26 protein-coding genes are annotated in these 25,344 nt (G+C 67.0%); 14 read left to right on the top strand and 12 right to left on the bottom strand.

Annotated elements, in window-relative coordinates:
• Nucleotides 1-185 precede the first annotated feature (185 nt).
• Nucleotides 186-920 (top strand): fucose-binding lectin II, encoded by a 735-nt coding sequence (locus tag ACT2FV_RS09590; RefSeq protein ID WP_124903207.1) that lies wholly within the window; start codon nucleotides 186-188, stop codon nucleotides 918-920.
• 371 nt (nucleotides 921-1,291) lie between these two features.
• Nucleotides 1,292-2,167, top strand: a complete 876-nt coding sequence (locus ACT2FV_RS09595) for a mechanosensitive ion channel family protein (protein ID WP_444503747.1) — start codon at nucleotides 1,292-1,294, stop codon at nucleotides 2,165-2,167.
• Nucleotides 2,168-2,228: 61 nt separating this feature from the next.
• On the opposite strand, the gene ACT2FV_RS09600 is transcribed toward ACT2FV_RS09595, so the two are convergent.
• Both ACT2FV_RS09600 and ACT2FV_RS09605 read right to left on the bottom strand, forming a co-directional pair.
• Nucleotides 2,229-3,374, bottom strand: coding sequence for a branched-chain amino acid ABC transporter substrate-binding protein (locus ACT2FV_RS09600; RefSeq protein ID WP_444503748.1), 1,146 nt, complete (start codon nucleotides 3,372-3,374; stop codon nucleotides 2,229-2,231).
• Nucleotides 3,375-3,444: 70 nt separating this feature from the next.
• On the bottom strand, nucleotides 3,445-4,482 hold the full coding sequence (locus ACT2FV_RS09605; RefSeq protein WP_124627815.1) for a histone deacetylase family protein: 1,038 nt from the start codon (nucleotides 4,480-4,482) through the stop codon (nucleotides 3,445-3,447).
• Between the two features lie 126 nt (nucleotides 4,483-4,608).
• Here ACT2FV_RS09605 and ACT2FV_RS09610 point away from each other — a divergent pair, with 126 nt between their 5' ends.
• The 5 genes from ACT2FV_RS09610 to dbpA all read left to right on the top strand — a co-directional run bounded on the left by ACT2FV_RS09610 (nucleotide 4,609) and on the right by dbpA (nucleotide 9,644).
• Complete coding sequence (locus ACT2FV_RS09610) at nucleotides 4,609-5,097, top strand: Lrp/AsnC family transcriptional regulator (protein ID WP_124627701.1); 489 nt, start codon at nucleotides 4,609-4,611, stop codon at nucleotides 5,095-5,097.
• A gap of 66 nt (nucleotides 5,098-5,163) precedes the next feature.
• Complete coding sequence (locus ACT2FV_RS09615) at nucleotides 5,164-5,493, top strand: hypothetical protein (protein ID WP_124627703.1); 330 nt, start codon at nucleotides 5,164-5,166, stop codon at nucleotides 5,491-5,493.
• Between the two features lie 502 nt (nucleotides 5,494-5,995).
• Nucleotides 5,996-7,657: a malate dehydrogenase (quinone) gene (gene mqo, locus ACT2FV_RS09620; RefSeq protein WP_444503749.1), complete on the top strand. Its 1,662-nt coding sequence runs from the start codon at nucleotides 5,996-5,998 to the stop codon at nucleotides 7,655-7,657.
• Nucleotides 7,658-8,052: 395 nt separating this feature from the next.
• A complete protein-coding gene (locus tag ACT2FV_RS09625; RefSeq protein WP_059604979.1) occupies nucleotides 8,053-8,250 on the top strand; it encodes a hypothetical protein in 198 nt (65 codons plus the stop codon).
• Nucleotides 8,247-9,644 (top strand): ATP-dependent RNA helicase DbpA, encoded by a 1,398-nt coding sequence (gene dbpA, locus ACT2FV_RS09630; RefSeq protein ID WP_151047143.1) that lies wholly within the window; start codon nucleotides 8,247-8,249, stop codon nucleotides 9,642-9,644. The genes ACT2FV_RS09625 and dbpA overlap by 4 nt, the downstream gene beginning before the upstream one ends.
• Nucleotides 9,645-9,673: 29 nt before the next feature.
• On the opposite strand, the gene ACT2FV_RS09635 is transcribed toward dbpA, so the two are convergent.
• A complete protein-coding gene (locus ACT2FV_RS09635) occupies nucleotides 9,674-10,090 on the bottom strand; it encodes a LysR substrate-binding domain-containing protein (protein ID WP_444503750.1) in 417 nt (138 codons plus the stop codon).
• 340 nt (nucleotides 10,091-10,430) lie between these two features.
• Here ACT2FV_RS09635 and ACT2FV_RS09640 point away from each other — a divergent pair, with 340 nt between their 5' ends.
• The 7 genes from ACT2FV_RS09640 to ACT2FV_RS09670 all read left to right on the top strand — a co-directional run bounded on the left by ACT2FV_RS09640 (nucleotide 10,431) and on the right by ACT2FV_RS09670 (nucleotide 16,944).
• Nucleotides 10,431-11,936 carry a toluene monooxygenase gene (locus ACT2FV_RS09640; protein WP_059604973.1) on the top strand — a complete coding sequence of 502 codons (1,506 nt, stop codon included), beginning with the start codon at nucleotides 10,431-10,433 and terminating at the stop codon, nucleotides 11,934-11,936.
• 24 nt (nucleotides 11,937-11,960) lie between these two features.
• Nucleotides 11,961-12,221, top strand: coding sequence for a toluene-4-monooxygenase system B family protein (locus tag ACT2FV_RS09645; RefSeq protein WP_059605196.1), 261 nt, complete (start codon nucleotides 11,961-11,963; stop codon nucleotides 12,219-12,221).
• 7 nt (nucleotides 12,222-12,228) lie between these two features.
• Nucleotides 12,229-12,564 carry a Rieske 2Fe-2S domain-containing protein gene (locus tag ACT2FV_RS09650; protein ID WP_059604970.1) on the top strand — a complete coding sequence of 112 codons (336 nt, stop codon included), beginning with the start codon at nucleotides 12,229-12,231 and terminating at the stop codon, nucleotides 12,562-12,564.
• 18 nt (nucleotides 12,565-12,582) lie between these two features.
• Complete coding sequence (locus tag ACT2FV_RS09655) at nucleotides 12,583-12,897, top strand: MmoB/DmpM family protein (RefSeq protein ID WP_059604967.1); 315 nt, start codon at nucleotides 12,583-12,585, stop codon at nucleotides 12,895-12,897.
• 12 nt (nucleotides 12,898-12,909) lie between these two features.
• Nucleotides 12,910-13,896, top strand: a complete 987-nt coding sequence (locus ACT2FV_RS09660) for an aromatic/alkene monooxygenase hydroxylase subunit beta (RefSeq protein WP_151047145.1) — start codon at nucleotides 12,910-12,912, stop codon at nucleotides 13,894-13,896.
• A 56-nt stretch (nucleotides 13,897-13,952) separates the two neighbouring features.
• A complete protein-coding gene (locus ACT2FV_RS09665; RefSeq protein WP_444503751.1) occupies nucleotides 13,953-14,954 on the top strand; it encodes a 2Fe-2S iron-sulfur cluster-binding protein in 1,002 nt (333 codons plus the stop codon).
• Nucleotides 14,955-15,165: 211 nt separating this feature from the next.
• A complete protein-coding gene (locus ACT2FV_RS09670; protein WP_226115330.1) occupies nucleotides 15,166-16,944 on the top strand; it encodes a sigma-54-dependent Fis family transcriptional regulator in 1,779 nt (592 codons plus the stop codon).
• A 51-nt stretch (nucleotides 16,945-16,995) separates the two neighbouring features.
• Here ACT2FV_RS09670 and ACT2FV_RS09675 read toward each other — a convergent pair whose 3' ends face one another.
• The 9 genes from ACT2FV_RS09675 to ACT2FV_RS09715 all read right to left on the bottom strand — a co-directional run bounded on the left by ACT2FV_RS09675 (nucleotide 16,996) and on the right by ACT2FV_RS09715 (nucleotide 25,341).
• Nucleotides 16,996-18,378, bottom strand: a complete 1,383-nt coding sequence (locus ACT2FV_RS09675; protein WP_444503752.1) for an OmpP1/FadL family transporter — start codon at nucleotides 18,376-18,378, stop codon at nucleotides 16,996-16,998.
• Nucleotides 18,379-18,584: 206 nt separating this feature from the next.
• On the bottom strand, nucleotides 18,585-19,415 hold the full coding sequence (locus ACT2FV_RS09680; RefSeq protein ID WP_059604957.1) for an alpha/beta fold hydrolase: 831 nt from the start codon (nucleotides 19,413-19,415) through the stop codon (nucleotides 18,585-18,587).
• 36 nt (nucleotides 19,416-19,451) lie between these two features.
• On the bottom strand, nucleotides 19,452-19,646 hold the full coding sequence (locus ACT2FV_RS09685; protein WP_257129466.1) for a 2-hydroxymuconate tautomerase: 195 nt from the start codon (nucleotides 19,644-19,646) through the stop codon (nucleotides 19,452-19,454).
• Between the two features lie 24 nt (nucleotides 19,647-19,670).
• Nucleotides 19,671-20,459 carry a 2-oxo-3-hexenedioate decarboxylase gene (gene dmpH / locus ACT2FV_RS09690; RefSeq protein WP_059604954.1) on the bottom strand — a complete coding sequence of 263 codons (789 nt, stop codon included), beginning with the start codon at nucleotides 20,457-20,459 and terminating at the stop codon, nucleotides 19,671-19,673.
• Nucleotides 20,456-21,502, bottom strand: coding sequence for a 4-hydroxy-2-oxovalerate aldolase (dmpG, locus tag ACT2FV_RS09695; protein ID WP_444503753.1), 1,047 nt, complete (start codon nucleotides 21,500-21,502; stop codon nucleotides 20,456-20,458). The genes dmpH and dmpG overlap by 4 nt, the downstream gene beginning before the upstream one ends.
• 45 nt (nucleotides 21,503-21,547) lie before the next feature.
• Nucleotides 21,548-22,468 carry an acetaldehyde dehydrogenase (acetylating) gene (locus tag ACT2FV_RS09700; protein WP_124903227.1) on the bottom strand — a complete coding sequence of 307 codons (921 nt, stop codon included), beginning with the start codon at nucleotides 22,466-22,468 and terminating at the stop codon, nucleotides 21,548-21,550.
• Nucleotides 22,469-22,509: 41 nt separating this feature from the next.
• Nucleotides 22,510-23,292 carry a 2-oxopent-4-enoate hydratase gene (dmpE, locus tag ACT2FV_RS09705; protein ID WP_444503754.1) on the bottom strand — a complete coding sequence of 261 codons (783 nt, stop codon included), beginning with the start codon at nucleotides 23,290-23,292 and terminating at the stop codon, nucleotides 22,510-22,512.
• Nucleotides 23,293-23,319: 27 nt separating this feature from the next.
• Nucleotides 23,320-24,831, bottom strand: coding sequence for a 2-hydroxymuconic semialdehyde dehydrogenase (locus ACT2FV_RS09710; protein ID WP_444503917.1), 1,512 nt, complete (start codon nucleotides 24,829-24,831; stop codon nucleotides 23,320-23,322).
• Nucleotides 24,832-24,891: 60 nt separating this feature from the next.
• The gene (locus ACT2FV_RS09715) at nucleotides 24,892-25,341 is read right to left on the bottom strand and encodes a GlcG/HbpS family heme-binding protein (protein WP_124627723.1); all 450 of its coding nucleotides are present in this window, start codon (nucleotides 25,339-25,341) and stop codon (nucleotides 24,892-24,894) included.
• Between the last annotated feature and the right edge of the window lie 3 nt (nucleotides 25,342-25,344).

The raw sequence follows: 25,344 nt of genomic DNA on the forward strand, positions 1-25,344 counted from the left end.
GACGAAAATTCGCGGCGCGGCATGTCCGGCGCGCCGCTTTCCGGATCGCAATGACGGCGGAGCCCACCGCGCATTGCGATCCGTGCGGGCCACCATCGGTAGCCCGCGCGCTGCGCCACGCGCGACACGGCGAAATCCGATCGCCGGCCGCGTCACGCAAGACAATCCATCAAAACGAGGACGACATGACACAACCCTTTACCCACGACGACCTGTATGCGCTTCTGCAGCTCGCCGGCAACGACGCAACCGCCGTACAGGCAAACGGCGACCAGGCGGTGCTCGACCGGATGCGTCAGTTCATGACCGCGCAGCTCGTGGAAAAATTGCCGCAATACGACGTGTTCGTCGACATCGCGACCATCCCGTACAGCTTCGACGTCGGCAGCTGGCAGAACAAGGTGAAGGCCGACGCGGCGGGCCAGGTGATCGCGTGCACGGTGACGTGGGCCGGCGCGCCCGGTGTACTGCCCGGCGCGGCGGCGAAATTCGGCGTCGGCGCGGTCGTCAATTACTTCTCGAAGGCGACGCCGCAACCCGCGCAGCCGGAACCCACAACGACCGGCGGCGGCGAGCGCGACGGCATCTTCAACCTGCCGCCGAACATCGCGTTCGGCGTGACGGCGCTGGTCAATTCGGCCGCGCAGCAGACGATCGAAGTCTATGTCGACGACAACCCGAAGCCGGCCGCGACGTTCCAGGGCGCCGGCACGCAGGACGCGAACCTGAACACGCAGATCGTGAACTCGGGCAAGGGGAAGGTGCGCGTGGTCGTGACGGCGAACGGCAAGCCGTCGAAGATCGGCTCGCGCCAGGTCGACATCTTCAAGAAAACCTACTTCGGGCTGGTCGGCTCGGAAGACGGCACGGACGGCGACTACAACGACGGCATCGCGATCCTGAACTGGCCGCTGGGCTAAGCAGCGCGATCCTGTCGATCTTCGCCACGCCGTCCGGCGTGGCGACCGCATCGACGCTGCCCGACGGCGCGGGCAGCACGGCCGCATTCGCCGCCTGCGGCCGGCATCGCGAACCGTGCGTCTGCGAGCGGCGCGAGGTCGAGGTCGAGGTCGTAGCACGGGCATCCCACGAGCCCGTTTCCGCGGGAAACCACACCGCCGCAACGCGCTGGCCGCGAAACCGGAGATCGCGTGCCGTCACCCATGCGTTCGCGCGAAAACCCGCATGGCGTGTACAGTCGAGGGCTGCCGACGCGCGAGCGCATGCCCGTCCGACCATGACGGACGCCGGCACCCGTCGCGCGCTTGCCCGCTCAACCCGGAATCCCGTCATGTTTCTCGATCATCTTCATCCCGAACGCTGGACGTTCCTGTGGAACGCGTTGTCCACACTCTCGGTCAGGCTCTGCGCCGCCCTCGCGCTGCTCGTCGCGGGCTGGTGGCTGTCGAAACGCATCGGCCGCTGGCTGAACCGGCTGCTCGCGAACAAGGAGCGCGTCGACGACACGCTGCGGCCGATCCTCTGCGACGTCGCCGTGTGGGGCATCCGCATCGTCGCGATCGTCGGCGCGCTGTCGCAGCTCGGCATCGAAACCGCGAGCGTCGTCGCGGTGCTCGGCGCGGCCGGCCTCGCGATCGGGCTCGCGTTGCAGGGCACGATGCAGAACATTGCGGCCGGCATCATGCTGTTGCTGCTGCGGCCATTCAAGGTGGGCGACTTCATCGACGGCGGCTCGAGCGTCGCCGGGACGGTGGACGAGGTCGGGCTCTTCATGACGCGGCTGACCAAGCCGGACGGCATCTGCGAATACGTGCCGAACAGCGCGCTGTGGGGCAGCGCGATCCGCAACTACACGCGCAATCCGACGCGCCGTCTCGATCTCGAAGTGGAAGTGTCCGTGCACGACGACATCGATCGCGCACTCGACGCGCTGCGTGCGCTGGCCGAGGCCGACCCCGACGTCCTGCAGGATCCCGCACCGGACGTGATGGTGATGCGTTTCGACGACAGCACGGCGATCGCGAACATGCGCGTATGGACGCACACCGACACGTTCTGGGCGCTGCGCTGGCGCCTCGCGCGCCAGGTGCGCAAGACGCTTGCCGATGCGGACTGCGTACTGCCCATCCGCACGCGCGAGCTGCACATCGTGCACGACGCCGAACAGCAGCGCCGGGCCGACCCGCGCCGCGTGCAGGCATCGTGACGCGCGTCGCGACGCAACCGGGCGCACGACGGCGCAAGCCGCGCCGTGCGCCCCGCCTGCGTCACATCCGGACGATATCGAGCAGCGCCTTCTTGCCGCTCTTGTACGTGAACACCGAGATCGCGCCATGCTTCAAATCGCCTTGCGGCGTGAAGCTCGTTTCGCCGATCACGCCACGATAATCGGTCGCCGGCATGGCGGCGAGCACCTTCGCCGGATCCGTCGAGTTCGCGCGCTTCATCGCGTCGACGATGATGTACACCGCGTCGTACGAGAACGGCGCATACACCTGCATCGGCTGGTGATAGCGCGCGTCGTAACGCTTCACGAACGCCGCGCCGCCCGGCATCTTCTCGAGCGCGATGCCGGCTTCCGAGCACACGACGTTGTCCGATGCCGGGCCCGCGAGCTTCGGCAGGTCGGTCGAGCACACGCCATCGCCGGCGAGGATCCTGGCGCGAATGCCGAGCTGGCGCGCCTGCTTCGCGAGCGGGCCGCCGGTCGCATCCATCCCGCCGTACATGATCGCGTCGGGGTTCTCGCCCTTGATCTTCGTGAGGATCGCGCGGAAGTCGATCGCCTTGTCGTTGGTCGCGTCGCGCGAGATGACCTTCATCCCGGCCGACTTCGCCGCCTTCTCGAACTCGGTCGCCAGGCCCTGCCCGTAGGCGGTCGAATCGTCGACCACGGCCACCGTCCTGATGCCCATGTTCTTCGCCGCATACATCGCCAGCGCGGGCCCCTGCTGCGCATCGGTCGCGACCACGCGATAGGTCGTCTTGAAGCCCTGCTGCGTGTACGTCGGGTTGGTCGCGGCCTGCGAGATCTGCACGACGCCGCCATCGCGATAGACGCGCGACGCCGGGATCGACGTGCCCGAGTTGTGATGGCCGACGACGCCGACCACCTTGTCGTCGACGAGCCGCTGCGCGACCTGCGTCGCGGTGCGCGGGTCGCCTGCGTCGTCCTGCGCGTCGAGCTGCAGCGTGACCTTCCTGCCGCCGATCACGAGCCCCTTCGCGTTGATCTCCTCGACCGCGAGCCGCGCACCGTTCTCGCTGTCCTTGCCGAGGTGCGCGATCGCACCGGTCAGCGGCGCGACGTGCCCGATGCGCACGACGTCGTCCGCGTGCGCGGACAACGCAGGCAATGCGCACGCCAGCGCGGCCACGGTCGCGCATGCCGTTTTCTTCCGATGTCGATTCATGTTCGTCTCCTTCCTTGTCGCTCTTGGTTCGTGATCAGGACCGTCGTTGATTGCAGGCGAAGCGATGCGGTCACGCGCGCCCTTCGAAGCCGAGCAGCACGTTCACCGCGTTGATACCGATTTCCTCGACCATGTAGCCGCCTTCCATCACGAACAGCGTCGGCAGGTTCAGGCGCGCGAGCGCTTCGCCGATCCGCAGGTAGTCGGGCGAGCGCAGCTTGAAATGGCTGATCGGATCGTGCTCGAACGTATCGACGCCGAGCGACACGACGAGCAGGTCGGGCGCGTGCTTCGCGATCGCGGCGGCGGCCTGGCCGAGCGCCGTCGCATAGGTGTCCCACTGCGTGCCCTTCGACAGCGGCAGGTTCAGGTTGAAGCCTTCGCCCGCGCCCGCGCCGCGCTCGTCCGCGTAGCCGGAGAAGTACGGGTACGACACGGCCGGCTCGCCGTGCAGCGACGCGAACAGCACGTCCGAACGCGCGTAGAAGATGTCCTGCGTGCCGTTGCCGTGGTGGAAGTCGACGTCGAGCACGGCGACGCGCGCGGCACCGCTCGCGATGCCGTGCTGCGCGGCGATCGCCGCGTTGTTCAGGTAGCAGTAGCCGCCCATGTACTCGCGGCCCGCATGGTGGCCGGGCGGGCGGCACAGCGCGAACGCCGCGCGCGCACCGCCGTTCGACAGCAGGTCGGTGCCGGTGAGCGCCGAGTTCGCGCTCGCGCTCACCGCGTCCCACGTGCCGGCGTTGATCGGTGCCCCGGCATCCATCGCGAAGAAGCCGAGCTTGCCGTCGATGAAGTCGGGCAGCGTCGCGGCCGACGGCATCGCGCGCACCGGCCATACGAGCGGCAGCGCCTGGCAGGTGCGGCCGGTCGCGGTCCATTCGTCCCATGCGCCGGCGAGGAAGTCGACATAGCGCGCGCTGTGCGCGCCGGCATAGCACGCGCGGTCGAACGCGCGCGGCGCGATCACGTCACCGAGACCGGACGCGCGGACCTGCGCGAGCACCGTCTCGGCGCGAAGGGGGTTCTCGAACGAATCGGTGATCGCGCCGTCCTTCAGTTCGACGCCGCGATGCAGATGGTGATCGCTGCTGTAGACCGTGAGCATGGTTGACCGTTGCATTGAATGCTTCAAGGGGATGGCAACAGTCTATTGACGCCGGCCGGCAATAACTTTGCTTTTCGCCTCCCCGTTTCATACAATTTTGAGAAAACCGCCTACGGAGACCCTGGAATGAGCAAAAATCGCGCTTCGGTGGAACTGGACGGCGTCGATCGCGCGATGCTCCGCCTGCTGCAGGAAGACGGCGCGCTCTCCAACGCGACGCTCGGCGAACGGCTGTCGCTGAGCGTCACGCCGTGCTGGCGGCGGCGCAAGCGGCTCGAGGACGAAGGCGTGATCACCGGCTACCAGGCGAACCTGGACCGCCGCGCGCTCGGGATGAACGTGTTCGCGTTCGTGCAGGTCACGTTCAACATGCATTCGGACCAGGATTCGGACCACTTCGAGGACGTGATGCGGCGTCACGACGAAGTGACGTCGTGCCACAAGATCACCGGCGCGGCCGACTACATCCTGCAGGTCGTCGCCGCCGATCTGGACGCGTATGCGGAATTCGTCGAACGCGTGCTGAGGAAGCAGGCCGGCGTGTCGTCGATCCAGTCGAGCCTCGCGCTGCGCGAGGTCAAGTTCTCGTCGCGCGTGCCGGTGCCGGATGCGTGATCGAATCGTTCAAGCGCCCGTTCGCGGGCATCCACCGTCGAACCTCATCCCATGGAGCGCTACCGTATGAAGCATTTCATTTCTTCCGCGTCGATTGCCGCCATGATCGCCTGCGCGTTTGCATTGGCCGCGTGCGCGAATGAGCCGGTTTATCCGCTCCCGCCCGATGTCGCCGGCCACGACACACAGGCCTCGCAAACGGCGCAAACAGCCCAGGCCGCGCCGCCGGTCGTCGGCGGCGATCGCGACGCGCACGGCTGCATCGGCTCGGCCGGCTACGCATGGTGCGAGCGAACGCAGCAATGCGAGCGTCCGTGGGAACTCGCGAAGGCGCAAGGCTTCGCGAATTCGGCGCTGGGGTACGACCAGTTCTGCCGGAGCGGTTCGTCCAAGTGATGAAGTGATCGGAAACGGATCGCGGTGCAACGCCGCGGTCCGGATGCAGTATCGATATCGCGCGCGTCGCGCCCCGTCCGTTCCCGCCATTTTTCCGGTTCCGCGCACCGTCATTCCGGAAACCCGGACACGCAAGAAACCCCACGAAAACAAGGATATTCCGCGCGTGCGACACGGGAATCGAGTTCGGTTATATTACGGCCCCTTGCCATCCCGCCCCCGCGGAACGCATGGTGCGCGGCCTCTTTCGACGCAGCCTGAAGCGCCGTCCGGCGAGGCCTGCAGCACGGGCTTGCGCACGCGTGGCGCGAACGTGAAGCATGCGATTGCGCGAGCGCATGAAGCCGATCCGAAGGTGTCCTTCGCAACGGCTTCGCGTGCGCAAATGCAACGGCGAACGCGGCCGGTCCGGAGTTCCGGATTCGCGGTCCGGATATCCGGATGCGCGGGCCGAACGCGAATCCGCATCGGCCGGGCGGCATGGCAAACCGATGCATCCAAGTTGAAGAAGGGATCTGCTGTGATCAAAACGTTACGGGTAATACTGTCGGCGCTCGCGCTGTGCGTCGCCGCGTCGTCCGCGCACGCGGCCGATACGAAGAAGGTCGACGTCCTGCTGGTGGGCGGCGGCATCATGAGCTCGACGCTCGGCGTGTGGCTGCACGAGCTTCAGCCCGACTGGTCGATGACGATGGTCGAACGCCTCGACGGCGTCGCGCTGGAAAGCTCGAACGGCTGGAACAACGCGGGCACCGGCCACTCGGCGCTTGCGGAGCTGAACTACACGCCGGAGAAGGCGGACGGCAGGATCGACATCTCCAAGGCCATCGAGATCAACGAGTCGTTCCAGATCTCGCGCCAGTTCTGGGCGTGGCAGGTCAAGCAGGGCGTGCTGAAGAATCCGCACTCGTTCATCAACTCGACGCCGCACATGAGCTTCGTGTGGGGCGACGACAACGTCCGCTTCCTGAAGAAGCGCTACGACGCGCTGCAGGCGAGCCCGCTGTTCCGCGGCATGCAGTATTCGGAAAACTACGACCAGATCAAGCAGTGGGTGCCGCTGATGATGGAGGGCCGCGACCGCAAGCAGAAGGTCGCCGCGACGTGGACGCCGATCGGCACCGACGTGAACTTCGGCGAGATCACGCGCCAGTTCGTCGGCTACCTGAAAACGCAGCCGAACTTCACGCTGTCGCTGTCGAGCGAAGTGCGCGAGATCACGCGCAACGCCGACGGCACGTGGCACGTGTCGTGGGTCAAGCTGCATTCGGATGAACCGCCGCAAGCCGTCGACGCGAAGTTCGTGTTCATCGGCGCGGGCGGCGGCGCGCTGCACCTGCTGCAGGCGTCGGGCATCCCCGAGGCGAAGGACTACGGCGCGTTCCCGGTCGGCGGCTCGTTCCTCGTGACCGACAACCCCGAGGTCGTGAAGCGCCACCTCGCGAAGGCGTACGGCAAGGCGTCGGTCGGCTCGCCGCCGATGTCGGTGCCGCACCTCGACACGCGCATCATCGACGGCAAGAAGATCATCCTGTTCGGGCCGTTCGCGACGTTCTCGACCAAGTTCCTGAAGAACGGCTCGTACTTCGACCTCGCGAAGAGCACCAACCTGCACAACGTCGCGCCGATGATGCGCGTGGGCGTCGACGAATTTCCGCTCGTCCAGTATCTCGCGGGCCAGCTGATGCTGTCCGACGACGACCGCTTCAACGCGCTGAAGGAATATTTCCCGGACGCGAAGAAGGAAGACTGGCGCCTGTGGCAGGCCGGCCAGCGCGTGCAGATCATCAAGCGCGACCCGAAGAAGGGCGGCGTGCTGAAGCTCGGCACCGAGATCGTCAGCTCGCAGGACGGCAGCATCGCGGGCCTGCTCGGCGCATCGCCGGGCGCGTCGACGGCCGCGCCGATCATGCTGAACCTGATGCAGAAGGTGTTCAAGGACAAGGTCGCGACGCCCGAATGGCAGCAGAAGATCCGCCAGATCGTGCCGAGCTACGGCACGAAGCTGAACGACAGCCCGGCGAAAGTCGTCGAGGAATGGACCTACACGAGCGACGTGCTGCAGCTCTCGCCGCCGCCGAAGATCGACCTGACGGCGCCGTCGCAGGCGACGGGAACCACCCCGGCGCGCCCCGCAAAAGCAGCGGCCGACATGGCGCTGTAACGCGTCCGGGTGCCGCGCGGCACCGCAGGGCACCGTTGCGCCGCACTACACGGCCGCCCTCCGGGGCGGCCGTTTTTCGTCATGGCGGCGATCGGGGTCTGTTTTCCGGAAACAACGGGCGCTGAATGCGCGCTGTCCTTGCAGGCATCGCCCGCAGCCGGTCGCCCGCAACCGGTCGTCCGCAACCGGCCCCTCGCAGCCGATCGTCCGCATTCGCCTCCTCGCTTCCGCTAGAATTGCGGCACGCGCGACCCCGTCGCCGCCCGATCCATCATCCGCATCGACGCAATCTAAGCGACGCCCGATGCGGCCCGCGCCCGAGCCGCGCGAGCGCCGCACGCCGTTGCCGCGCCCGCCCGGGCGCCACATCAACCGAATTCAGTTGGAGAAAGACCTTGTTTACCTGCCGAAACCAGAGCTGCGGCACGCAGTGGGAACAGTCCGACGTCGTCATCAAGGACGAAGGCCAGGGGCTGCTGTTCCGCTGCCCGCTGTGCGGCGCGCGCAACTACCTCGAACGTTTCGAAGATGACGAAGGCAACGTCGTCTACGAACAGATGGAAGGCCGCCCCTACCTCGGAGACGTGGAATGACCCAGCCGACCGCCACGCCGTTCAGCGCACTGCCGCTGACGCCCGCCTCGCTTGCGAACCTCGCGCAGCTCGGCTATGTCGACATGACGCCGATCCAGGCCGCGAGCCTGCCGATCGCGCTGGCCGGCCAGGACCTCATCGCGCAGGCGAAGACGGGCAGCGGCAAGACCGCCGCGTTCTCGCTCGCGCTGCTGGCGCGCCTCGACGCGCGCCGCTTCGACGTGCAGGCGATGATCCTGTGTCCGACGCGCGAGCTCGCCGACCAGGTCGCGCAGGAAGTGCGCCGCCTCGCGCGCGCCGAGGAAAACGTGAAGGTGCTGACGCTGTGCGGCGGCACGCCGATGCGGCCGCAGGCGCAGAGCCTCGAGCATGGCGCGCATATCGTCGTCGGCACGCCGGGCCGCATCATGGATCACCTCGACCGCGGCAACCTGAAGCTCGACGCGCTGAACACGCTCGTGCTCGACGAAGCCGACCGGATGCTCGACATGGGCTTCTTCGACGACATCGCGAAGGTCGCGCGGATGTGCCCGACGACGCGCCAGACGCTGCTGTTCTCGGCGACCTATCCGGACGGCATCGCGAAGCTGAGCCAGCAGTTCCTGCGCAATCCGAAGGAAGTGAAGCTCGCCGAGCGCCACGACGACAGCAAGATCCGCCAGCGCTTCTATGAAGTGACCGAGAACGAGCGGCTGCACGCGGTCGGCCAGTTGCTGAACCACTACCGGCCGGTGAGCACGATCGCGTTCTGCAACACCAAGCAGCAATGCCGCGACCTGCTCGACGTGCTGCACGCACAGGGCTTCCACGCGCTCGCGCTGCACGGCGAGCTCGAACAGCGCGAACGCGACCAGGTGCTGATCCAGTTCGCGAACCGCAGCTGCTCGGTGCTGGTCGCGACCGACGTCGCCGCGCGCGGGCTCGACATCGCACAGCTGGAGGCGGTGATCAACGTCGACGTGACGCCCGACCCCGAAGTGCACGTGCACCGCATCGGCCGCACCGGCCGCGCGGACCAGGCAGGCTGGGCGCTGAGCCTCGCCAGCATGGACGAGATGGGGCGCGTCGGCGCGATCGAGCAGGCGCAGAAGCGCGAAGTCGAATGGTATCCGCTCGCGGAACTGAAGCCGGCCGGCAACGACACGCTGCTGCCGCCGATGGAAACGCTGCAGATCCTCGGCGGCCGCAAGGACAAGATCCGGCCGGGCGACGTGCTCGGCGCGCTGACCGGCGACGCGGGGTTCGACGGCAAGCAGATCGGCAAGATCAACGTGACCGAGTTCTCGACCTACGTCGCGATCGAGCGTGGCGTCGCGCACGACGCGCTGCGCAAGCTCAATGCGGGAAAGATCAAGGGCAAGCGCGTCAAGGTCCGGTTGATGGACGAGGAATGACGGCGTGATGCCGGCGCGGGCCGCAACGCTTACGCGGCGCGCCCGCCCAGCATCGCCAGATACTGCTGTACCGCTCCCCATTCCCCGCCGATCCGGCAGAGCACGACAAGTTCGGCGCCCGGCACGTTGCCCGCGAGTTTCCGGTATACGATGTTCGGCGCCGCGATCCGGCTGAGCGGCGCCGGCACCAGCGCCACGCCGAGGCCGGCCCCCGCCAGCGCCAGCGCCAGCACGAACAGCGTGCTGCTCACCTTGTGCACGATGCGCGGCGCCCGGCCGAGCACCCGCCGCAGGATCGCCAGCTGCCCTTCGTCGTCACCGTCCGCCGCATAGAAAATGAACGGTTCGTCCGCCAACGCCGCTTCGCGAGCGGCTGCCGGTCGCGCCTCCTTCCCAGCTCGGTTGCATGCCGTCCGCCGCGCCAGCTTCGTACCGAAAACAGCCACGCCGGGCCGTGAAGCGAGCGCGCATCGCCGACTGTCGACGCACGAATATCGAGATTTTTATCAAAAGATCAGCAGGGTTCGTCGCGCGCAGGCCGGACTCGCTTGACCAAATCATCAAATCGGCCTGATTCCAGGTTGCTTGTGCGTCGCACCATACCAAATACCTGCCGCGCCCTTCATACCGCCAAACCAGGAATGTCGGGATTTTTGCAGCGCACACATTCCCGTTGCAGCCCGTTCCTGGCACTGCCCTTGCTCAGTCATTCACACCGGCCCCTCGCGCGACACCCTCCGTGCGCAGACAACCGGTTCGAACGATCCCAATCAAGGAGACATGACCATGGCGTTACTGGAACGGTCGGCGTGGTACGACATTGCCCGCTCGACGAACTGGACCCCCCGATATGTTACGGAGTCCGACCTTTTCCCCGAGATCATGACTGGCGCGCAAGGCATTCCGATGGAAACGTGGGAAGCCTACGACGAGCCGTACAAGACTTCCTATTCCGAATACGTCCGCATTCAGCGCGAAAAGGACGCCGGCGCCTATTCCGTGAAGGCCGCGCTGGAGCGCAGCCGCATGTTCGAGGAGGCCGATCCCGGCTGGCTGTCGATCCTGAAGTCGCACTACGGCGCCATCGCGCTCGGCGAATACGCCGCCATGAGCGCGGAAGCGCGCATGGCCCGCTTCGGCCGCGCCCCCGGCATGCGCAACATGGCGACGTTCGGCATGCTGGACGAAAACCGCCACGGGCAACTGCAGCTGTATTTCCCGCACGATTACTGCCACAAGGACCGTCAGTTCGACTGGGCCCACAAGGCCTATCACACGAACGAGTGGGGTGCGATCGCCGCGCGCAGCACGTTCGACGACCTGTTCATGTCGCGCAGCGCGCTCGAGATCGCCGTGATGCTGACGTTCGCGTTCGAAACCGGCTTCACCAACATGCAGTTCCTGGGCCTCGCCGCAGACGCCGCCGAAGCCGGCGATTTCACGTTCGCGAGCCTGATCTCGAGCATCCAGACCGACGAATCGCGCCATGCGCAGATTGGCGGCCCCGCGCTGCAGATCCTGATCGCGAACGGCCGCAAGGAAGAGGCGCAGAAGCTCGTCGACGTCGCCATCGCCCGCGCATGGCGTCTCTTCTGCCTGCTGACCGGCACCTCGATGGACTACGCGACGCCGCTGCATCACCGCAAGCAATCGTTCAAGGAGTTCATGCGCGAGTGGATCGTCGGCCAGTTCGAACGCACGCTGATCGATCTCGGCCTCGACCTGCCGTGGTACTGGGATCAGATGATCAACGAGTTCGACTACCAGCATCACGCGTACCAGATGGGCATCTGGTTCTGGCGGCCGACCATCTGGTGGAACCCCGCCGCCGGCATGACGCCGGATTGCCGCGACTGGCTCGAAGAGAAGTATCCCGGCTGGAACGACACGTTCGGCAAGGCCTGGGACGTCATCATCGACAACCTGGTCGCGGGCCGGACGCACCTGACGATGCCGGAAACCCTGCCGATCGTCTGCAACATGAGCCAGTTGCCGATCTGCGCGATTCCCGGCAACGGCTGGAACGTGAAGGACTACCCGCTCGACTACAACGGCCGCACCTATCACTTCAACTCCGAAATCGACCGCTGGGTCTTCCAGCAGGATCCGCTGCGCTATCGCGATCACATGACGCTCGTCGATCGCTTCCTCGCCGGGCATATCCAGCCGCCCGACCTGATGGGCGCACTCAAGTACATGAGCCTCGCCCCCGGCGAGAGCGGCGACGACGCACATCGATACGCGTGGGTCGAGGCCTACCGCAATCGCGGCAATCAACAGAAAGCCGCGTAAGACGGCCGATCAATGGAGGACGACATGGCACTTTTTCCGGTGATTTCCAATTTCCAGTACGACTTCCTGCTGCAGCTCGTGGCGGTCGATACCGACAACACCATGGACGAGGTCGCGGCCGCGGCCGCGCATCACTCGGTCGGCCGGCGCGTCGCGCCGCGGCCGGACAAGGTCGTGAGGGTGCGGCGCCAGGGCAGCGAGACGTTCTTCCCGCGCGACGCGCGGCTCGGCGAGACGGACATCCGGCCGATGGAAGCGCTCGAGTTCATTTTCTGCGACGCGTGAGGCCGACATGACATTTCACAAAGCATGCACGCTCGACGAGCTGTGGGAAGGCGACATGACCGAAGTCGAGGTCGAAGGGCACGTGATCGTGCTGGTCCGCCCCGAAGGGGGCGAGCCGCGCGCGTTCCAGGGCATCTGTCCGCACCAGGACATTCCGCTCGCGGAAGGCAAGTTCGACGGCCGCGTACTGATGTGCCGCGCACATCAATGGACCTTCGATGCGAATACGGGCAAGGGCATCAATCCCGGCGACTGCCGGCTCGCGGAATATGCCGTGAAACTCGACGGGGACGACATCCTCGTTGCCGTGGAGGGCGTCGAACCGCTCTTCGCCCATTCCTGACCTGACGTAGGACACACCATGAGTCACGACAACACGGCGGACGCCTATCGCAACAACCGCGTCGGCCCCATCCTGCGCGCGAGCAGCATCACGGCCGGCGTCATCGAAGCCGCCCAGGAAGACAACCCGGACAAGGAGATCCGCATCGACGACAAGCTCGCCTACGTGCGCATCGACACCGACGGCGAACTGGTCCTGCGCCGCGCGACCCTGGAGGCCGCGCTCGGCCGGCCATTCAAGATGTCGGAACTGGAAATCAACCTCAGCTCGTTCGCGGGCCGCATCGAGACGACGGACGACTACGTCCGCTTCTATTACGAAAAGACGCTCTGACCGGAGACCAGCATGACGCAACCCGAAATCCTGAAGCCGCTCAAGACGTGGAGCCATCTGGCCGCGCGGCGGCGCAAGCCGAGCGAATACGAGATCGTCTCGACCAACCTCCATTACACGACCGACAACCCCGACGCGCCGTTCGAACTGGACCCCAACTTCGGGATGGCGCAGTGGTTCAAGCGATACCGCAACGCGTCGCCGCTGCAACACGCCGACTGGAACGCGTTCCGCGATCCCGACGAGCTGGTCTATCGCACCTACAACATGCTGCAGGACGGCCAGGAGACATACGTCTTCGGTCTGCTCGACCAGTTCTCGTCGCGCGGCCATGACACGATGCTCGGGCGCGACTGGGCGGAACACCTCGCGCATCTGTATACCCCCGCGCGCTACCTGTTCCACGCGCTGCAGATGGGCTCCGCCTATCTGACGCAGCTCGCGCCCGCGTCGACGATCTCCAACTGCGCCGCCTACCAGACGGCCGACTCCCTGCGCTGGCTCACGCATACCGCGTATCGGACCAGGGAGCTGTCGCAGGCCTTTCCCGATCTCGGCTTCGCCAGCGACGAACGTCGCATCTGGGAACAGAGCCCCGCATGGCAGGGCTGGCGGCGGCTCGTCGAGGAAGCGCTCGTCGCATGGGACTGGGCCGAGAGCTTCGTCGCGCTGAACCTGGTCGCACGGCCCGCCATCGACGAGACCGTGCTGCGCACGCTCGGCCAGACGGCCCGCCACAACGGCGATACGCTGCTCGGCCTGCTGACCGATGCACAACTGGCCGACGCGCAACGGCATCGCCGCTGGGCAGGCGAGCTCGTGCGCATGGCGCTGGAACAGGACGGCAACCGCGCGGTGCTCGCAGCCTGGATCGACAAGTGGGCGCCGCTCGCGGATGCCGCCATCGACGCGTATTGCGATGCACTGCCCGACGCGCAGGATGCGGCAGCGCGTGCGCGCGCGGCGGTCGGCGAATTCCGGCGCGGCATCGGCCTGTGACCGCTGGATGAACCCGGGGCCGGCCCGTGCCGGCCCCCGTAACGCGGAACCTGAAGATGGAACATCAGATCACGATTGAAGGCGGCGCGACATTCGCCGTCGACGCGTCGGAAGACGCGCTGCTGCGCGGCGCATTGCGTGCCGGCGTGGGACTGCCGCACGAATGCAGCGTGGGCGGCTGTGGCGCCTGCCGCTTCGAGCTCGTGTCCGGCGCGATGGACACGCTGTGGCCGGACGCACCGGGCCTCTCCGAACGCGATCGCAAGCGCGGCAAGCGGCTCGCATGCCAGTCGCGCCCGACCGGCGACTGCACGATCCGCGTGCGCTGCGACGACAGCTACCTGCCCGTCGTCACCGCGTCGCGCCGGGAGGCGGAACTGATCGCGCGTCGCAGCGTGACGCCGGACATGAGCGAATTCACGTTCCGCGCCCCGGGCGAGGCGGCGTTCCGCGCCGGCCAGTATGCACTCCTCTATCCGCCTTCGGCACAAGGCGCGCGCGCCTATTCGATGTCGAATCTGCCGAACGGCGACGGCCTCTGGCGGTTCGTCATCCGGCGCCTGCCCGGCGGCGCGGGCAGCAACGCGCTGTTCGACCGTATCGCCATCGGCGAGCGCGTGCTGCTCGACGGGCCTTACGGGCACGCCTACCTGCGCGACGACGACGCCCGCGACATCGTCTGCATCGCCGGCGGCTCGGGGCTCGCACCGATGCTGTCGATCGCACGCGGCGCGCTGGCGCAACCGGGATCCCCGCGTGTCCACTTCTTCTACGGCGCGCGCTCGCAGGCGGATCTCGGCGCCGCGGCGGAACTCGATGCGCTGGCGCACGAACGACTGTCGGTTTCTGTCGTGCTGTCCGCCCCGGATGCGTCGCAGCCATGGCACGGTGCGACGGGCTTCGTCCACGACGAGGCAGAGCGCGGGCTCGCGCAACCACTCGACCGCTACCGCTTCTACTTCGCGGGCCCGCCGCCCATGATCGAGGCCGTGCAAGACCTGCTGATGCTCCGGCACAAGGTCCCCTTCGCGCAGCTCCACTTCGATCGATTCGTCTGACCCCCGTTGCATGCGGGCCGCCCGGGCGGGCCGCATGCATTCCTCTGCGAATTTCCCGCGCGTAGTTTCACCAATCGCCACGACGACACGCACCCGCTAAGCTGACCCGGGCGATTCGGTCGCAATGCGTGCCGGCATGCATGTTCCCGTGCGCCACATGCATCACCAGCACAGGGGAGCACCGGCCGAACCGGCCGCAAGCGAGGCAAGCATGTCAAGGAGCGAAATGCACGACGGCAAACCGGGTTCCGCGCCCCGGCATCGCGCGGGACATTCTCCGCGCGATGCCGGGCATCCGGAGATTCGCGTACCCGCCATCCACGACCTCGCAAAGCGTCTGCGATTCGCGCCCCAGCAAGGCAGGATCTGGCTCGACGACCAGCGCATGATGCTGATGCACATCAGTTCGTTCGGCGCGCTGCGCCAGGAGCTGATCGAGAGCCTCGGCAAGGAAACCGCACGCGGCCTCATCACCCGCATCGGCTACCAGGCCGGCACGCACGATGCCGCCATGGCGCGCAAGGTGCGAGCCGGCTTCAACACCTACGACGACTTCCTGGCCGGCCCGCAGCTCGTCTCGCTCGAAGGAATCGTCCACTGCGAACCGATCGCGCTCGACATCGATGTCGAGCGCGGCCACTATTTCGGCGACTTCTATCTGATCGACTCGTCGGAGGCGGAGGCGCACATCGCGAGTTACGGAATCGGCAACGACGCCGTCTGCTGGATGCTGATCGGCTATGCGTGCGGCTATACCAGCTCGTTCATGGGCCGGCCGATCCTGTGGCGGGAAATCGAATGCCGCGGGATGGGGCATGCAAAATGCCGCGTCGTCGGCAAGCCGGTCGAGGAATGGGACGATCCGCAGGACGATCTGCGCTTCCTGCAGATCGGCGATTTCGTCAAATGGTCGCTCGAGCCGCAGACCATGCCGCCGGCCACCAGCCGGATCGCCGAGCGGATCGCGCGCGCGCCCGAAAACAGTTTCGGCGTCGTCGGCATCTCGGCCGGCTTCAACACCGTGTGCCACATGGTCAACAAGGTGGCACCCACGGAGGCCACCGTGCTGTTTCTCGGCGAAAGCGGGGTCGGCAAGGAGGTGTTCGCGAACAACCTGCATCGGCTCAGCAAGCGGGCCGAGAAGCCGTTCGTGGCCGTCAACTGCGCGTCGATTCCGGAACACCTGATGGAATCCGAACTGTTCGGCGTCGAACGCGGCGGCTATACCGGCGCGACCTCGTCGCGGCCCGGCCGGTTCGAGCGGGCCGACGGTGGCACGCTCTTTCTCGATGAAATCGGCACGCTCAGCTTCACCGCGCAGGGCAAGCTGTTGCGCGCGCTTCAGCAGGGCGAGCTGGAGCGCGTCGGCGACACACGGACGCGCAAGATCGACGTGCGCGTGATCGCCGCAACGAACGTCAACCTGCGGGAAGCCGTCAAGGCCGGGCAATTCCGCGAGGATCTCTTTTTCCGCCTCAACGTGTTTCCGATCCAGGTGCCGCCGCTACGCGAACGGCGCGACGACATCCCGCTGATGATGAACTGGTTCCTTCAGCGGCTCGCCAAGAAGCACGACAAGCACATCACCGGTTTTCGCGAGCGCGCGGTCGACGCGATGTTCAACTATGACTGGCCCGGCAACGTGCGCGAACTGGAGAACATGATCGAACGCGCGGTGATTCTCGCCGAGGACGGCGGTGCGCTCGACCTATGCCACCTGTTCACGACCGGCGAGGAAATCGACGTGTCGTCGTTCATTCTGAAACGCAGTGGCAACATCGCCTTGATGGACGAGCCGGTCGAGACGGCCCTGGCCCCGGCCTCGACCGGCCCCGGCGCCCGCCCCGGGCTCGCCGAAACCGAGGTGGCGATGCTGCGCGCCGCGATCGCCGAGGCAAACGGCAACCTCTCGCTGGCAGCGCGTGTGCTCGGCATCAGCCGGCCGACACTGGCCTACCGGTTGCGCAAGTACGGCATCGCCGCCGAATGACCCGACAAGCGCCGGGAGACGCGGCATCGATGCGCGTCGCCCGGCGTCCGGTCAGAAGCGCTTCTGATATCCGACGACCGCGTTGATTTGCGAGTGCGTTGCGACGATGGGCACCGCGGTGTTCGGCTGGCTGCCGTTCGACAACGTCTTTTGCAGGCCGACCGATAGTGCGAAGCTGACGAGATCGTCCTTGTCGAACGCGTAGGACGCGCCCGCGCTCAGGTGCGTCGTCGGAATCGCCGGAACGACGGCCAGCAACGTGTCGTTCGGTACGGCCTCCTGCGCGTACTGGAACCCCGCACGCAGCGTCAGCTTCGCGTTGTAGCGATATTCCGCGCCGACCGCGAAGACGTTGATGTCGCGATAATTCTGCGGGATCGACAGGTTCAGGTTCGCGCCGGTTCCGGCCTGCGTGAAGCTCATGTTCAGGTCCTTCATCACGCTCGACCAGAACACGCGCTGGTAGTCGGCCGAGACCGACCACTGGTCGTTGAAGCGGTGGCTGATACCTATCGTGAACTGGGCCGGCATCTGGAAATCCTTCACGACGATGTCGCCGCTCATCGGAATATTGCCCGCGACCGAACTGACGGCGGTCAGATTCGCATGTCCGGCGCGCAGATCGCCCACGGCGGTCTTGAAGCTGTACGCCATGCCGACCCGTGTGTCGGGCGTCAGCAGGTACGTGAGGCCCAGCTTGCCGCCGACACCCCAGGCGTCGGCTCCGCCGCCGACGATGCCGCTGTGCGAAAACCCGACGTAGCCGCCCGACAGGCCGGGCACGCTCAGCAGCGCCGGCACCAGCGACCCGGACACGCGGCGCTGCGCGGCCAGCGTGCCGATCTGGGACACGTCGAGCAGCGATCCCAGGTTGAGCGAGGTCCAGACGACGTCCAGCGACGCCCCGACCGTCAACCGGTCGTTCACGTTGTACGCCGCGGACAGCGGGACGCGCAGCACCAGCAGCCGCGAAAACTGGTCGAGCCCGGTATCGACGTTGTTGGTCGCCGTCCGCGACAGGAAACTGCTGCCGCCGAATTGCGTACCGAGCCCGCCTTCGGCGAACGCGCCGATGCCGAACGCATAGTTCGCGCGGCGATAGACGACGGCCAGTTGCGGCGCGAAATACGGCCCGTTGTTGTTGCCGTGATTGCCCGACGTGGCGCCCTCGCCGGTCGACGCGTTCTTCACGTGAATGTTGGTCGTGACCACGTCGAGCCCGAGGTCCACATAGCGCCCCTCGGTCATCAGGCCGAGCGTGGCCGGGTTCAGCATCATCGCCGCCCCGCCGACGTCGTAGGCCACGCCGGTCCCGCCCATCGCGCGCGAGACCGGACCATAGCCTTCGAGATTGAACACGTCGGTCGCACGCGCATGCGTGCCCCATGCCGCGGCGCATGCCACGACTGCCAATCGAACATACATGCCTTTCACGGACGTCTCCTTACCCATTTATAATTAAATAGTGCTAATCGTTTAGAAAGCTGCTATCCATCGCTTGAAATTGCGCCCGGCTCGCGATCAGCGGGATCTCGCCGGCCTCCGTCCGGCAATCCGCACGATCACGACATGCGATTCCTCGTGCCCCACCCAACCTGCCGCGCGCCGTCGCACGGCATACCGTCGTCGGCGCGGGTCGATCAGTCCGTCGACTCGCTGAAATGATCGATCACCAGCCGGTTGAACCGCGCCGCATGCTCGATCTGCGTCCAGTGTCCGCAGTTGCCGAACACGTGCAGTTGCGCGTTCGGCAGCAGTTCCAGCAGCCTCATCGAGCTGTCGAGCGGAATCACGCGATCCTCGCGGCCATGGACGATCAGTGTGTCGTGCGGCAGCGCGCGCAGTTTCACCTCGTCGCTCGCGAGCGCATCGACCCAGCGCTGGCGCGGGGCCGGAAACATGTTCGCGAACGCTTCCTGGTAGCCGGGCCGCACGCTCGCGTCGTAGCGCAGCTTCGCGAGCTCATCGTTCACGAGCGTGCGATCGAACGCGAAGATGTCCAGCAGGCCGCGCATGTTCGCGATCGACGGCGTGTAGCCCCACACCGCGTCGAGCCCTTCGGTCAGCGTGAAGCGCGTGCCGGCCGCGCCCATCAGCACGAGCCGGCCGACACGCTCCGGCGCGCGGATCGCCAGCGCGAGCGCCAGCGCGCCGCCGAACGAATTGCCGATCACGTGCGCGCGCTCGACGCCGAGCGCATCGAGCAGGCCGAGTGCGTGGTCGACCCAGTGATCCATCGAATACACGTAATCGCGCGGCCGCTCGGTTTCGCCGAATCCGGCCATGTCCGGTGCGATCACGCGAAACTGCTCGGCGAGCGCGGGCATCGTGAGCCGCCAGTTCGCGTAGGCCGTGACACCCGGCCCCGAACCGTGGATCAGCAGCACGGGCGGCCCGTCGCCGACGTCGTGATAGTTGGTGTCGAGGCCGCCCGCGACGATCCGGCGGCCCCGTTCGGGATTGGTTGACATGACGTCCTCCAGTCGATTTCGATGGTGCGCGGCGCGTCAGCGCCCGCGCTTCTTCGCGCTCTGCCCGCCGATCCCGAAGTGCGCCTTCGGCATCTCGGTGATGATCACGCGCACCGATTCGAGCGGTGCGTCGAGCGAGCGATGGATGGCTTCCGTGACTTCGGCGATCAGGCGTTCCTTCTTGTCGTCGTCGCGGCCTTCCAGGATGTACAGATGTGCTACCGGCACGATGGCCTCCCTTTGCGTTCGGAACGTTCAGATGAATCGCAGGCCGACCGACCCGATGTCCTGCACGCGCAGCGTCACGTTGTCGCCGGCCGCGACGGCCACCGCCTCCGTGATGCCGCCCGACAGGATCAGGCTGCCCGCCGGAATCGATTCGCCGCGCGCCCCCAGGTGATTCGCGAGCATCGCGATCGCGGCGGCCGGATGCCCGAGCACGGCCGCACCGGCGCCGAACGCGACCGGCAGCCCGTTCTTCTCGAGCACGATGCCGAGCGTGCGCAGGTCGACGCCATCCACAGCCAGCGGCCGGCCGCCCGCGACGAAGCGCGCGGCCGACGTGTTGTCGGCCACCACGCTCTTCAGGTCGAACTTGAAGTCGCGGTAGCGGCTGTCGATCACCTCGATCCCGGCGACGACGAAGTCCGTCGCGGCGAGTACCGCGCCGACATGGCAGCCCGGCCCCTTCAGTTCGGCCTTCGTCACGAATGCGATCTCCGGCTCCACCTTCGGATGAATCAGCGCGGACGTATCGCACTCGCCGCCGTCGGGCAGGTCATGAACGTCGGTCAGGAAGCCGAACACGGGCGTGTCCACCCCCATCTGCCGCATCTTCGCGTGCGATGTCAGGCCGGCCTTGTAGCCGACGATCCGCGCGCCGCGCGCAAGCTGCCGGCGGCGGATCGCATCCTGCACCGCGTACGCGTCGTCCCAGTCCATCTCCGGATGACGGTCGGTGATCTTCGGCGTGTCGCGCGCCTCGCGCATGCAGTCGTCGAGATGCGCGGCCAGCGACTCGATCGTGTCGGTCGTCAGATTCATGCGGCCTCCCGCTTCGGTTGCGCCGCGCGCGCCTTCGCGAGCGTCAGCGCGGTGTCCTCGATCATGTCCTCCTGCCCGCCGACCATGCCGCGCCGGCCAAGCTCGACGAGGATGTCGCGCGCCGGAATCCCGTACTTCTCGCCCGCGCGCTTCGCGAACAGCAGGAACGAGCCGTACACGCCCGCATAGCCGAGCGTCAGCGCGTCGCGGTCGATGCGGATCGGGAAGTCCATCATCGGCACGACGAGATCCTCGGCGACGTCCTGGATCTTCCACACGTCGATGCCGGTCTCGATGCCCATCCGCTCGCAGACGGCGACGAACACTTCCAGCGGCGTGTTGCCGGCGCCGGCGCCGAGCCCCGCCGCCGCGCCGTCGATCCGGTTCGCCCCGGCCTCGATCGCGGCGATCGAGTTCGCGACGCCCATCGCGAGGTTGTGGTGGCCGTGGAAACCCAGTTCCGTTTCAGGCATCAGCGCGTCGCGCACGGCTGCCAGGCGGGCCTTCACGTCGTCGGGCAGCATGTAGCCGGCCGAATCGGTGATGTAGATGCAGTTCGCGCCGTACGACTCCATCAGCTTCGCCTGCTTCACCAGCCCGTCGGGGCTGTTCATGTGGCTCATCATCAGGAAGCCGACGGTATCCATGTCGAGCTTGCGCGCCATCGCGATGTGCTGCTCGGAGACGTCCGCCTCGGTGCAGTGCGTCGCGACGCGAATCGTATGCACGCCGAGCGCGTGCGCCTCTTTCAGGTGGTCGACGGTGCCGATGCCCGGCAGCAGCAGCGCCGACACCTTCGCGCGCTTGAGCAGCGGGATCACCGCGGCGAGGTATTCCGCGTCGGTATGCGCGGGAAAGCCGTAGTTGACCGACGAGCCGCCGAGGCCGTCGCCGTGCGTGACTTCGATCAGCGGCACGCCGGCCGCGTCGAGCCCGCTCGCGATCGAGCGCATCTGGTCGAGCGTCATCTGGTGACGCTTCGGGTGCATGCCGTCACGCAGCGTCATGTCGTGGACGGTGATTCGTTTGCCTTTGAGATTCATTGCCGTTCCTTTCTTGTCCGGTCGTGGAAGTCGCGTCTGCCGGCGTCAGGCCGCCTGGGCGGCCGATGCCAGCGTGAGGCGTCCGGCCAGCAGTTCCTCGGCGAACATCTCGGCGGTGCGCGCGGCGGCGGCCGTCATGATGTCGAGGTTGCCCGCGTATTTCGGCAGGTAGTCGCCGAGACCTTCGACCTCGAGATAGACCGACACGCGGTTGCCGTCGAACACCGGCCCGTTGACGAGCCGGTAGCCGGGCACGTAGCGCTGCACGTCGGCGATCATCGCGTGCACCGATTCGACGATGCGCGCTTCGTCGGGCGCGGTTTCGGTCAGGCAGTGCACGGTGTCGCGCATGATGAGCGGCGGGTCGGCCGGGTTGATCACGATGATCGCCTTGCCCTCGTTCGCGCCGCCGACCTGCGCGACGGCCGCGGCCGTGGTGCGCGTGAATTCGTCGATGTTCTTGCGGGTGCCGGGGCCGACCGAGCGCGACGACACGGTCGCGACGATCTCGCCGTACGCGACCGGCTGCACGCGGGAGATCGCGCGCACCATCGGAATCGTCGCCTGGCCGCCGCACGTGACCATGTTCACGTTCATCTCGCCGGAGCCGATGTGATCCTTCAGGTTGACAGGCGGCACGCAGTACGGGCCGATCGCGGCCGGCGTCAGGTCGATCATCAGCACGCCGAGCGCGTTCAGCTTGCGGCTGTTTTCCGCGTGGACGTATGCGCTCGTCGCGTCGAACGCGATCTGCACGCCGTCGGCCTGCACATGCGGCAGCAGGCCGTCGACGCCGTCCGAGGTGGTCTTGAGGCCGAGTTCGCGCGCGCGCTTCAGGCCATCGGAATCGGGATCGATGCCGACCATCCACACGGGTTCGAGCACGGGGCTGCGCATCAGTTTGGCGAGCAGGTCGGTGCCGATGTTGCCGGGACCGATCAGCGCGCAACGGATCTTTCGGGTCATGGGGAATTCCTCGTTTGCGTGGAAAGGGGAACGGGCGGCGCTCACGCGAACCGCACCGAACACGCGCCGATTCCGCCGATCGACACGCGGAAGTTGTCGCCGCGCCCGACCGGCGCCATCGCTGCGAGCGCGCCGGACAGAATCACTTCGCCGGCCTTCAGCGGGATGCCGAGGCGGCCGAGCGTGTTGGCGAGCCATGCGACGGCATTGACCGGCGAGCCGAGCGCGGCCGCGCCGGCGCCGGTGCCGATCACGTCGCCGTTCTTCTCGAGCACCATGCCGCAGGTCGACAGATCGACGCTGCGCGTGCTCACCGCCCGGTCGCCGAGCACGAACACGCCGCACGACGCGTTGTCGGCCACCGTGTCGCCGATGCGGATCTTCCAGTCGCGGATGCGCGAGTCGACGATCTCGAAGCACGGCATCACGCACTCGGTCGCGGCGAGCACCATCGCGTTCGTCACGCCCGGGCCGAGCAGGTCGCGCTTCAGCACGAACGCGATCTCGCCTTCGGCCTTCGGCTGGATCAGCGTGTCGAGCGCGATGCATTCGCCCTCGCCGTACACCATGCCCGACAGCAGGTAGCCGAAGTCGGGCTGGTAGACGCCGAGCATGTCCATCACCGCCTTCGACGTGACGCCGATCTTCTTGCCGATGACGGTCTCGCCGGCATCCAGGCGGCGCTGCACGAAGCGCTGCTGGATCCGGTACGCGTCGTCGACCGACAGGTCCTCGTGCTGCGACGTCAGCGGCGCGATGGGCTCGCGCGACGTCATCGCGTCGTACAGCCAGTCGCCCAGCGTGGTAATCAACGTGGAGTCCATAAGAGTTTTCCGGTCATTAACAGAAGGTCAGAGCTTGATGCAGACGTTGCGGAGCTCCGTGTAGAACTCGAGCGAATGCACGCCGCCCTCGCGGCCGATGCCCGATTGCTTCGCGCCGCCGAACGCGGTACGCAGGTCACGCAGGAACCATGAATTGACCCACGCGATGCCGACGTCGATCGACGCCGCGACGCGGTGCGCGCGCGACAGGTTGGTCGTCCAGATCGCGGTCGACAGCCCATACGCATTCGCGTTCGCGCGGCCGATCACCTCGGCTTCGGAATCGAACGGCATCACGAGCGTGCACGGCCCGAAGATCTCGTCGCGCGCGATCGGCGAATCGTCGCCGAGGCCGGTCCAGATCGTCGGCTGCACCCACGCGCCGCCGCGCAGGTCCTCCGGCATGTCGGGCACGCCACCACCCGTCACGACCGTCGCGCCGAGTTCGGCCGCCTTGCGGTAATACGACAGCACCTTGTCGCGATGCTCCTGGCTGATGAGCGGGCCGAGGCCGGTCGTGTCCGCTTCCGGGCGGCCGGGCCGCAGCCGTTCGGCACCGGCCTTCAGCGCGGCGACGAAACGCTCGAACAGCGGACGCTCGACATACACACGCTCGGTGCCGAGGCAAACCTGCCCCGCGTTCGCGAAGCACGAGCGCAGCGTGCCCTCGACGGCCGCATCGAAATCGCAATCGGCGAACACGATCGCCGCGTTCTTGCCGCCCATCTCGAGGCTGACGGGCCGCGCGCCGTCGGCCGCGGCTTTCATGATCGCCGCGCCGGTGCGCGTCTCGCCGGTGAACGTGATCGCGTTCACACCCGGATGGGTCGTCAGGAATTCGCCGGCCGAGCCGGGCCCGAAGCCGTGCACGACGTTGTAGACGCCGCGCGGCACGCCGGCCGCGTTCATCACCTCGCCGAGCAGCGCGGCCGTCTGCGGCGTCTCCTCCGACGGCTTCACGACCACCGTGTTGCCGCACGCGAGCGCGGGCCCGACCTTCCACGTCATCAGCAGCAGCGGCAGATTCCACGGGCAGATCACGCCGACCACGCCGACCGGCCGGCGGATCGCGTAGTTGAGCGCGCCCGCGCCGTCCGGCGTCGCCATCTCGAAGGTTTCGCCGGGCACGTTCTTCACCACGTCGGCGAACACCTTGAAGTTCGCGGCGCCGCGCGGGATGTCGATATGGCTCGCGAGGCTCACCGGCTTGCCGGTGTCGGCCACTTCGGCTTCGAGGAAATCGTCGAAGCGGCGCGTGATGCCGTCAGCCACCGCATACAGGAGCTCGACGCGCTGCGCGACGGTCAGGCCGCCCCACGGGCCGGCCAGCGCCGCGCGTGCGGCCTGTACCGCCGCGTCGACATCCGCGCGGCTCGCTTCGGCGACGCGCGCGATCACCGCGTTGTCGAGCGGCGAGCGCTTGTCGAACCAGCGTTCGCCCGCGCGATAGTCACCGTCGATGAAGTTGCGGACGAGCCGCGGTTCCGGCTGCCCGCCGACGGGGCCGCGTGTCGCGGCGATGGGTTCGGTGTCGTACATGATGTGTGTGCCGATAGTCGTCAATCCGTGGGTTCGTGGAGCGCGTTTGCGTGCCGTGCGTCATGGCCCGCCGAAGCCGGCCGCATCGAGCCCCGCGTTCGCGCATTGCTCGTCCTGCGCCTCGCTGCCGCCCGATACGCCGATGCCGCCGATCAACGCGCCGTCTTCGACGATCGGCAACCCGCCGCCGAATGCGACGAAGCGCGGCCGCAGCACGAGGCCCTGCCGCACCGCGTCCGAGTGCGACGCCAATGCGGCGTGCCACGCGCCGGTGGGCAAACCGAAGCTCGCGGCCGTGTACGCCTTGTCGATCGCGATATCGATCGAATGCAACGGTGCGCCGGGCATGCGGACGAATGCCGCGAGCAGTCCGGCCGCATCGACGACCGCGACGTTGACGCGCACGCCGAGCCGTTCGGCGGCCTCGGCCGCCGCCTGCGCCGCGCGCGCCGCGGCGGGCCAGTCGATCGCGCGCGTGTCGATGCTGCGGTTCGTGTCGTTTCGATCCATGAC

Source organism: Burkholderia sp. PR2 (assembly GCF_052372875.1).
GTDB classification, from domain to species: Bacteria; Pseudomonadota; Gammaproteobacteria; order Burkholderiales; family Burkholderiaceae; genus Burkholderia; species Burkholderia diffusa.

Excerpts from the sequence above, each read along its gene's own strand:
- ACT2FV_RS09590 (WP_124903207.1), top strand. The coding sequence starts at position 186 with ATGACACAACCCTTTACCCACGACGACCTGTATGCGCTTCTGCAGCTC.
- ACT2FV_RS09595 (WP_444503747.1), top strand. The coding sequence starts at position 1,292 with ATGTTTCTCGATCATCTTCATCCCGAACGCTGGACGTTCCTGTGGAAC.
- ACT2FV_RS09600 (WP_444503748.1), bottom strand. The coding sequence starts at position 3,374 with ATGAATCGACATCGGAAGAAAACGGCATGCGCGACCGTGGCCGCGCTG.
- ACT2FV_RS09605 (WP_124627815.1), bottom strand. The coding sequence starts at position 4,482 with ATGCTCACGGTCTACAGCAGCGATCACCATCTGCATCGCGGCGTCGAA.
- ACT2FV_RS09610 (WP_124627701.1), top strand. The coding sequence starts at position 4,609 with ATGAGCAAAAATCGCGCTTCGGTGGAACTGGACGGCGTCGATCGCGCG.
- ACT2FV_RS09615 (WP_124627703.1), top strand. The coding sequence starts at position 5,164 with ATGAAGCATTTCATTTCTTCCGCGTCGATTGCCGCCATGATCGCCTGC.
- dbpA (WP_151047143.1), top strand. The coding sequence starts at position 8,247 with ATGACCCAGCCGACCGCCACGCCGTTCAGCGCACTGCCGCTGACGCCC.
- ACT2FV_RS09640 (WP_059604973.1), top strand. The coding sequence starts at position 10,431 with ATGGCGTTACTGGAACGGTCGGCGTGGTACGACATTGCCCGCTCGACG.
- ACT2FV_RS09645 (WP_059605196.1), top strand. The coding sequence starts at position 11,961 with ATGGCACTTTTTCCGGTGATTTCCAATTTCCAGTACGACTTCCTGCTG.
- ACT2FV_RS09650 (WP_059604970.1), top strand. The coding sequence starts at position 12,229 with ATGACATTTCACAAAGCATGCACGCTCGACGAGCTGTGGGAAGGCGAC.
- ACT2FV_RS09655 (WP_059604967.1), top strand. The coding sequence starts at position 12,583 with ATGAGTCACGACAACACGGCGGACGCCTATCGCAACAACCGCGTCGGC.
- ACT2FV_RS09660 (WP_151047145.1), top strand. The coding sequence starts at position 12,910 with ATGACGCAACCCGAAATCCTGAAGCCGCTCAAGACGTGGAGCCATCTG.
- ACT2FV_RS09665 (WP_444503751.1), top strand. The coding sequence starts at position 13,953 with ATGGAACATCAGATCACGATTGAAGGCGGCGCGACATTCGCCGTCGAC.
- ACT2FV_RS09670 (WP_226115330.1), top strand. The coding sequence starts at position 15,166 with ATGTCAAGGAGCGAAATGCACGACGGCAAACCGGGTTCCGCGCCCCGG.
- ACT2FV_RS09680 (WP_059604957.1), bottom strand. The coding sequence starts at position 19,415 with ATGTCAACCAATCCCGAACGGGGCCGCCGGATCGTCGCGGGCGGCCTC.
- dmpH (WP_059604954.1), bottom strand. The coding sequence starts at position 20,459 with ATGAATCTGACGACCGACACGATCGAGTCGCTGGCCGCGCATCTCGAC.
- dmpG (WP_444503753.1), bottom strand. The coding sequence starts at position 21,502 with ATGAATCTCAAAGGCAAACGAATCACCGTCCACGACATGACGCTGCGT.
- ACT2FV_RS09700 (WP_124903227.1), bottom strand. The coding sequence starts at position 22,468 with ATGACCCGAAAGATCCGTTGCGCGCTGATCGGTCCCGGCAACATCGGC.
- dmpE (WP_444503754.1), bottom strand. The coding sequence starts at position 23,292 with ATGGACTCCACGTTGATTACCACGCTGGGCGACTGGCTGTACGACGCG.
- ACT2FV_RS09710 (WP_444503917.1), bottom strand. The coding sequence starts at position 24,831 with ATGTACGACACCGAACCCATCGCCGCGACACGCGGCCCCGTCGGCGGG.
- ACT2FV_RS09715 (WP_124627723.1), bottom strand. The coding sequence starts at position 25,341 with ATGGATCGAAACGACACGAACCGCAGCATCGACACGCGCGCGATCGAC.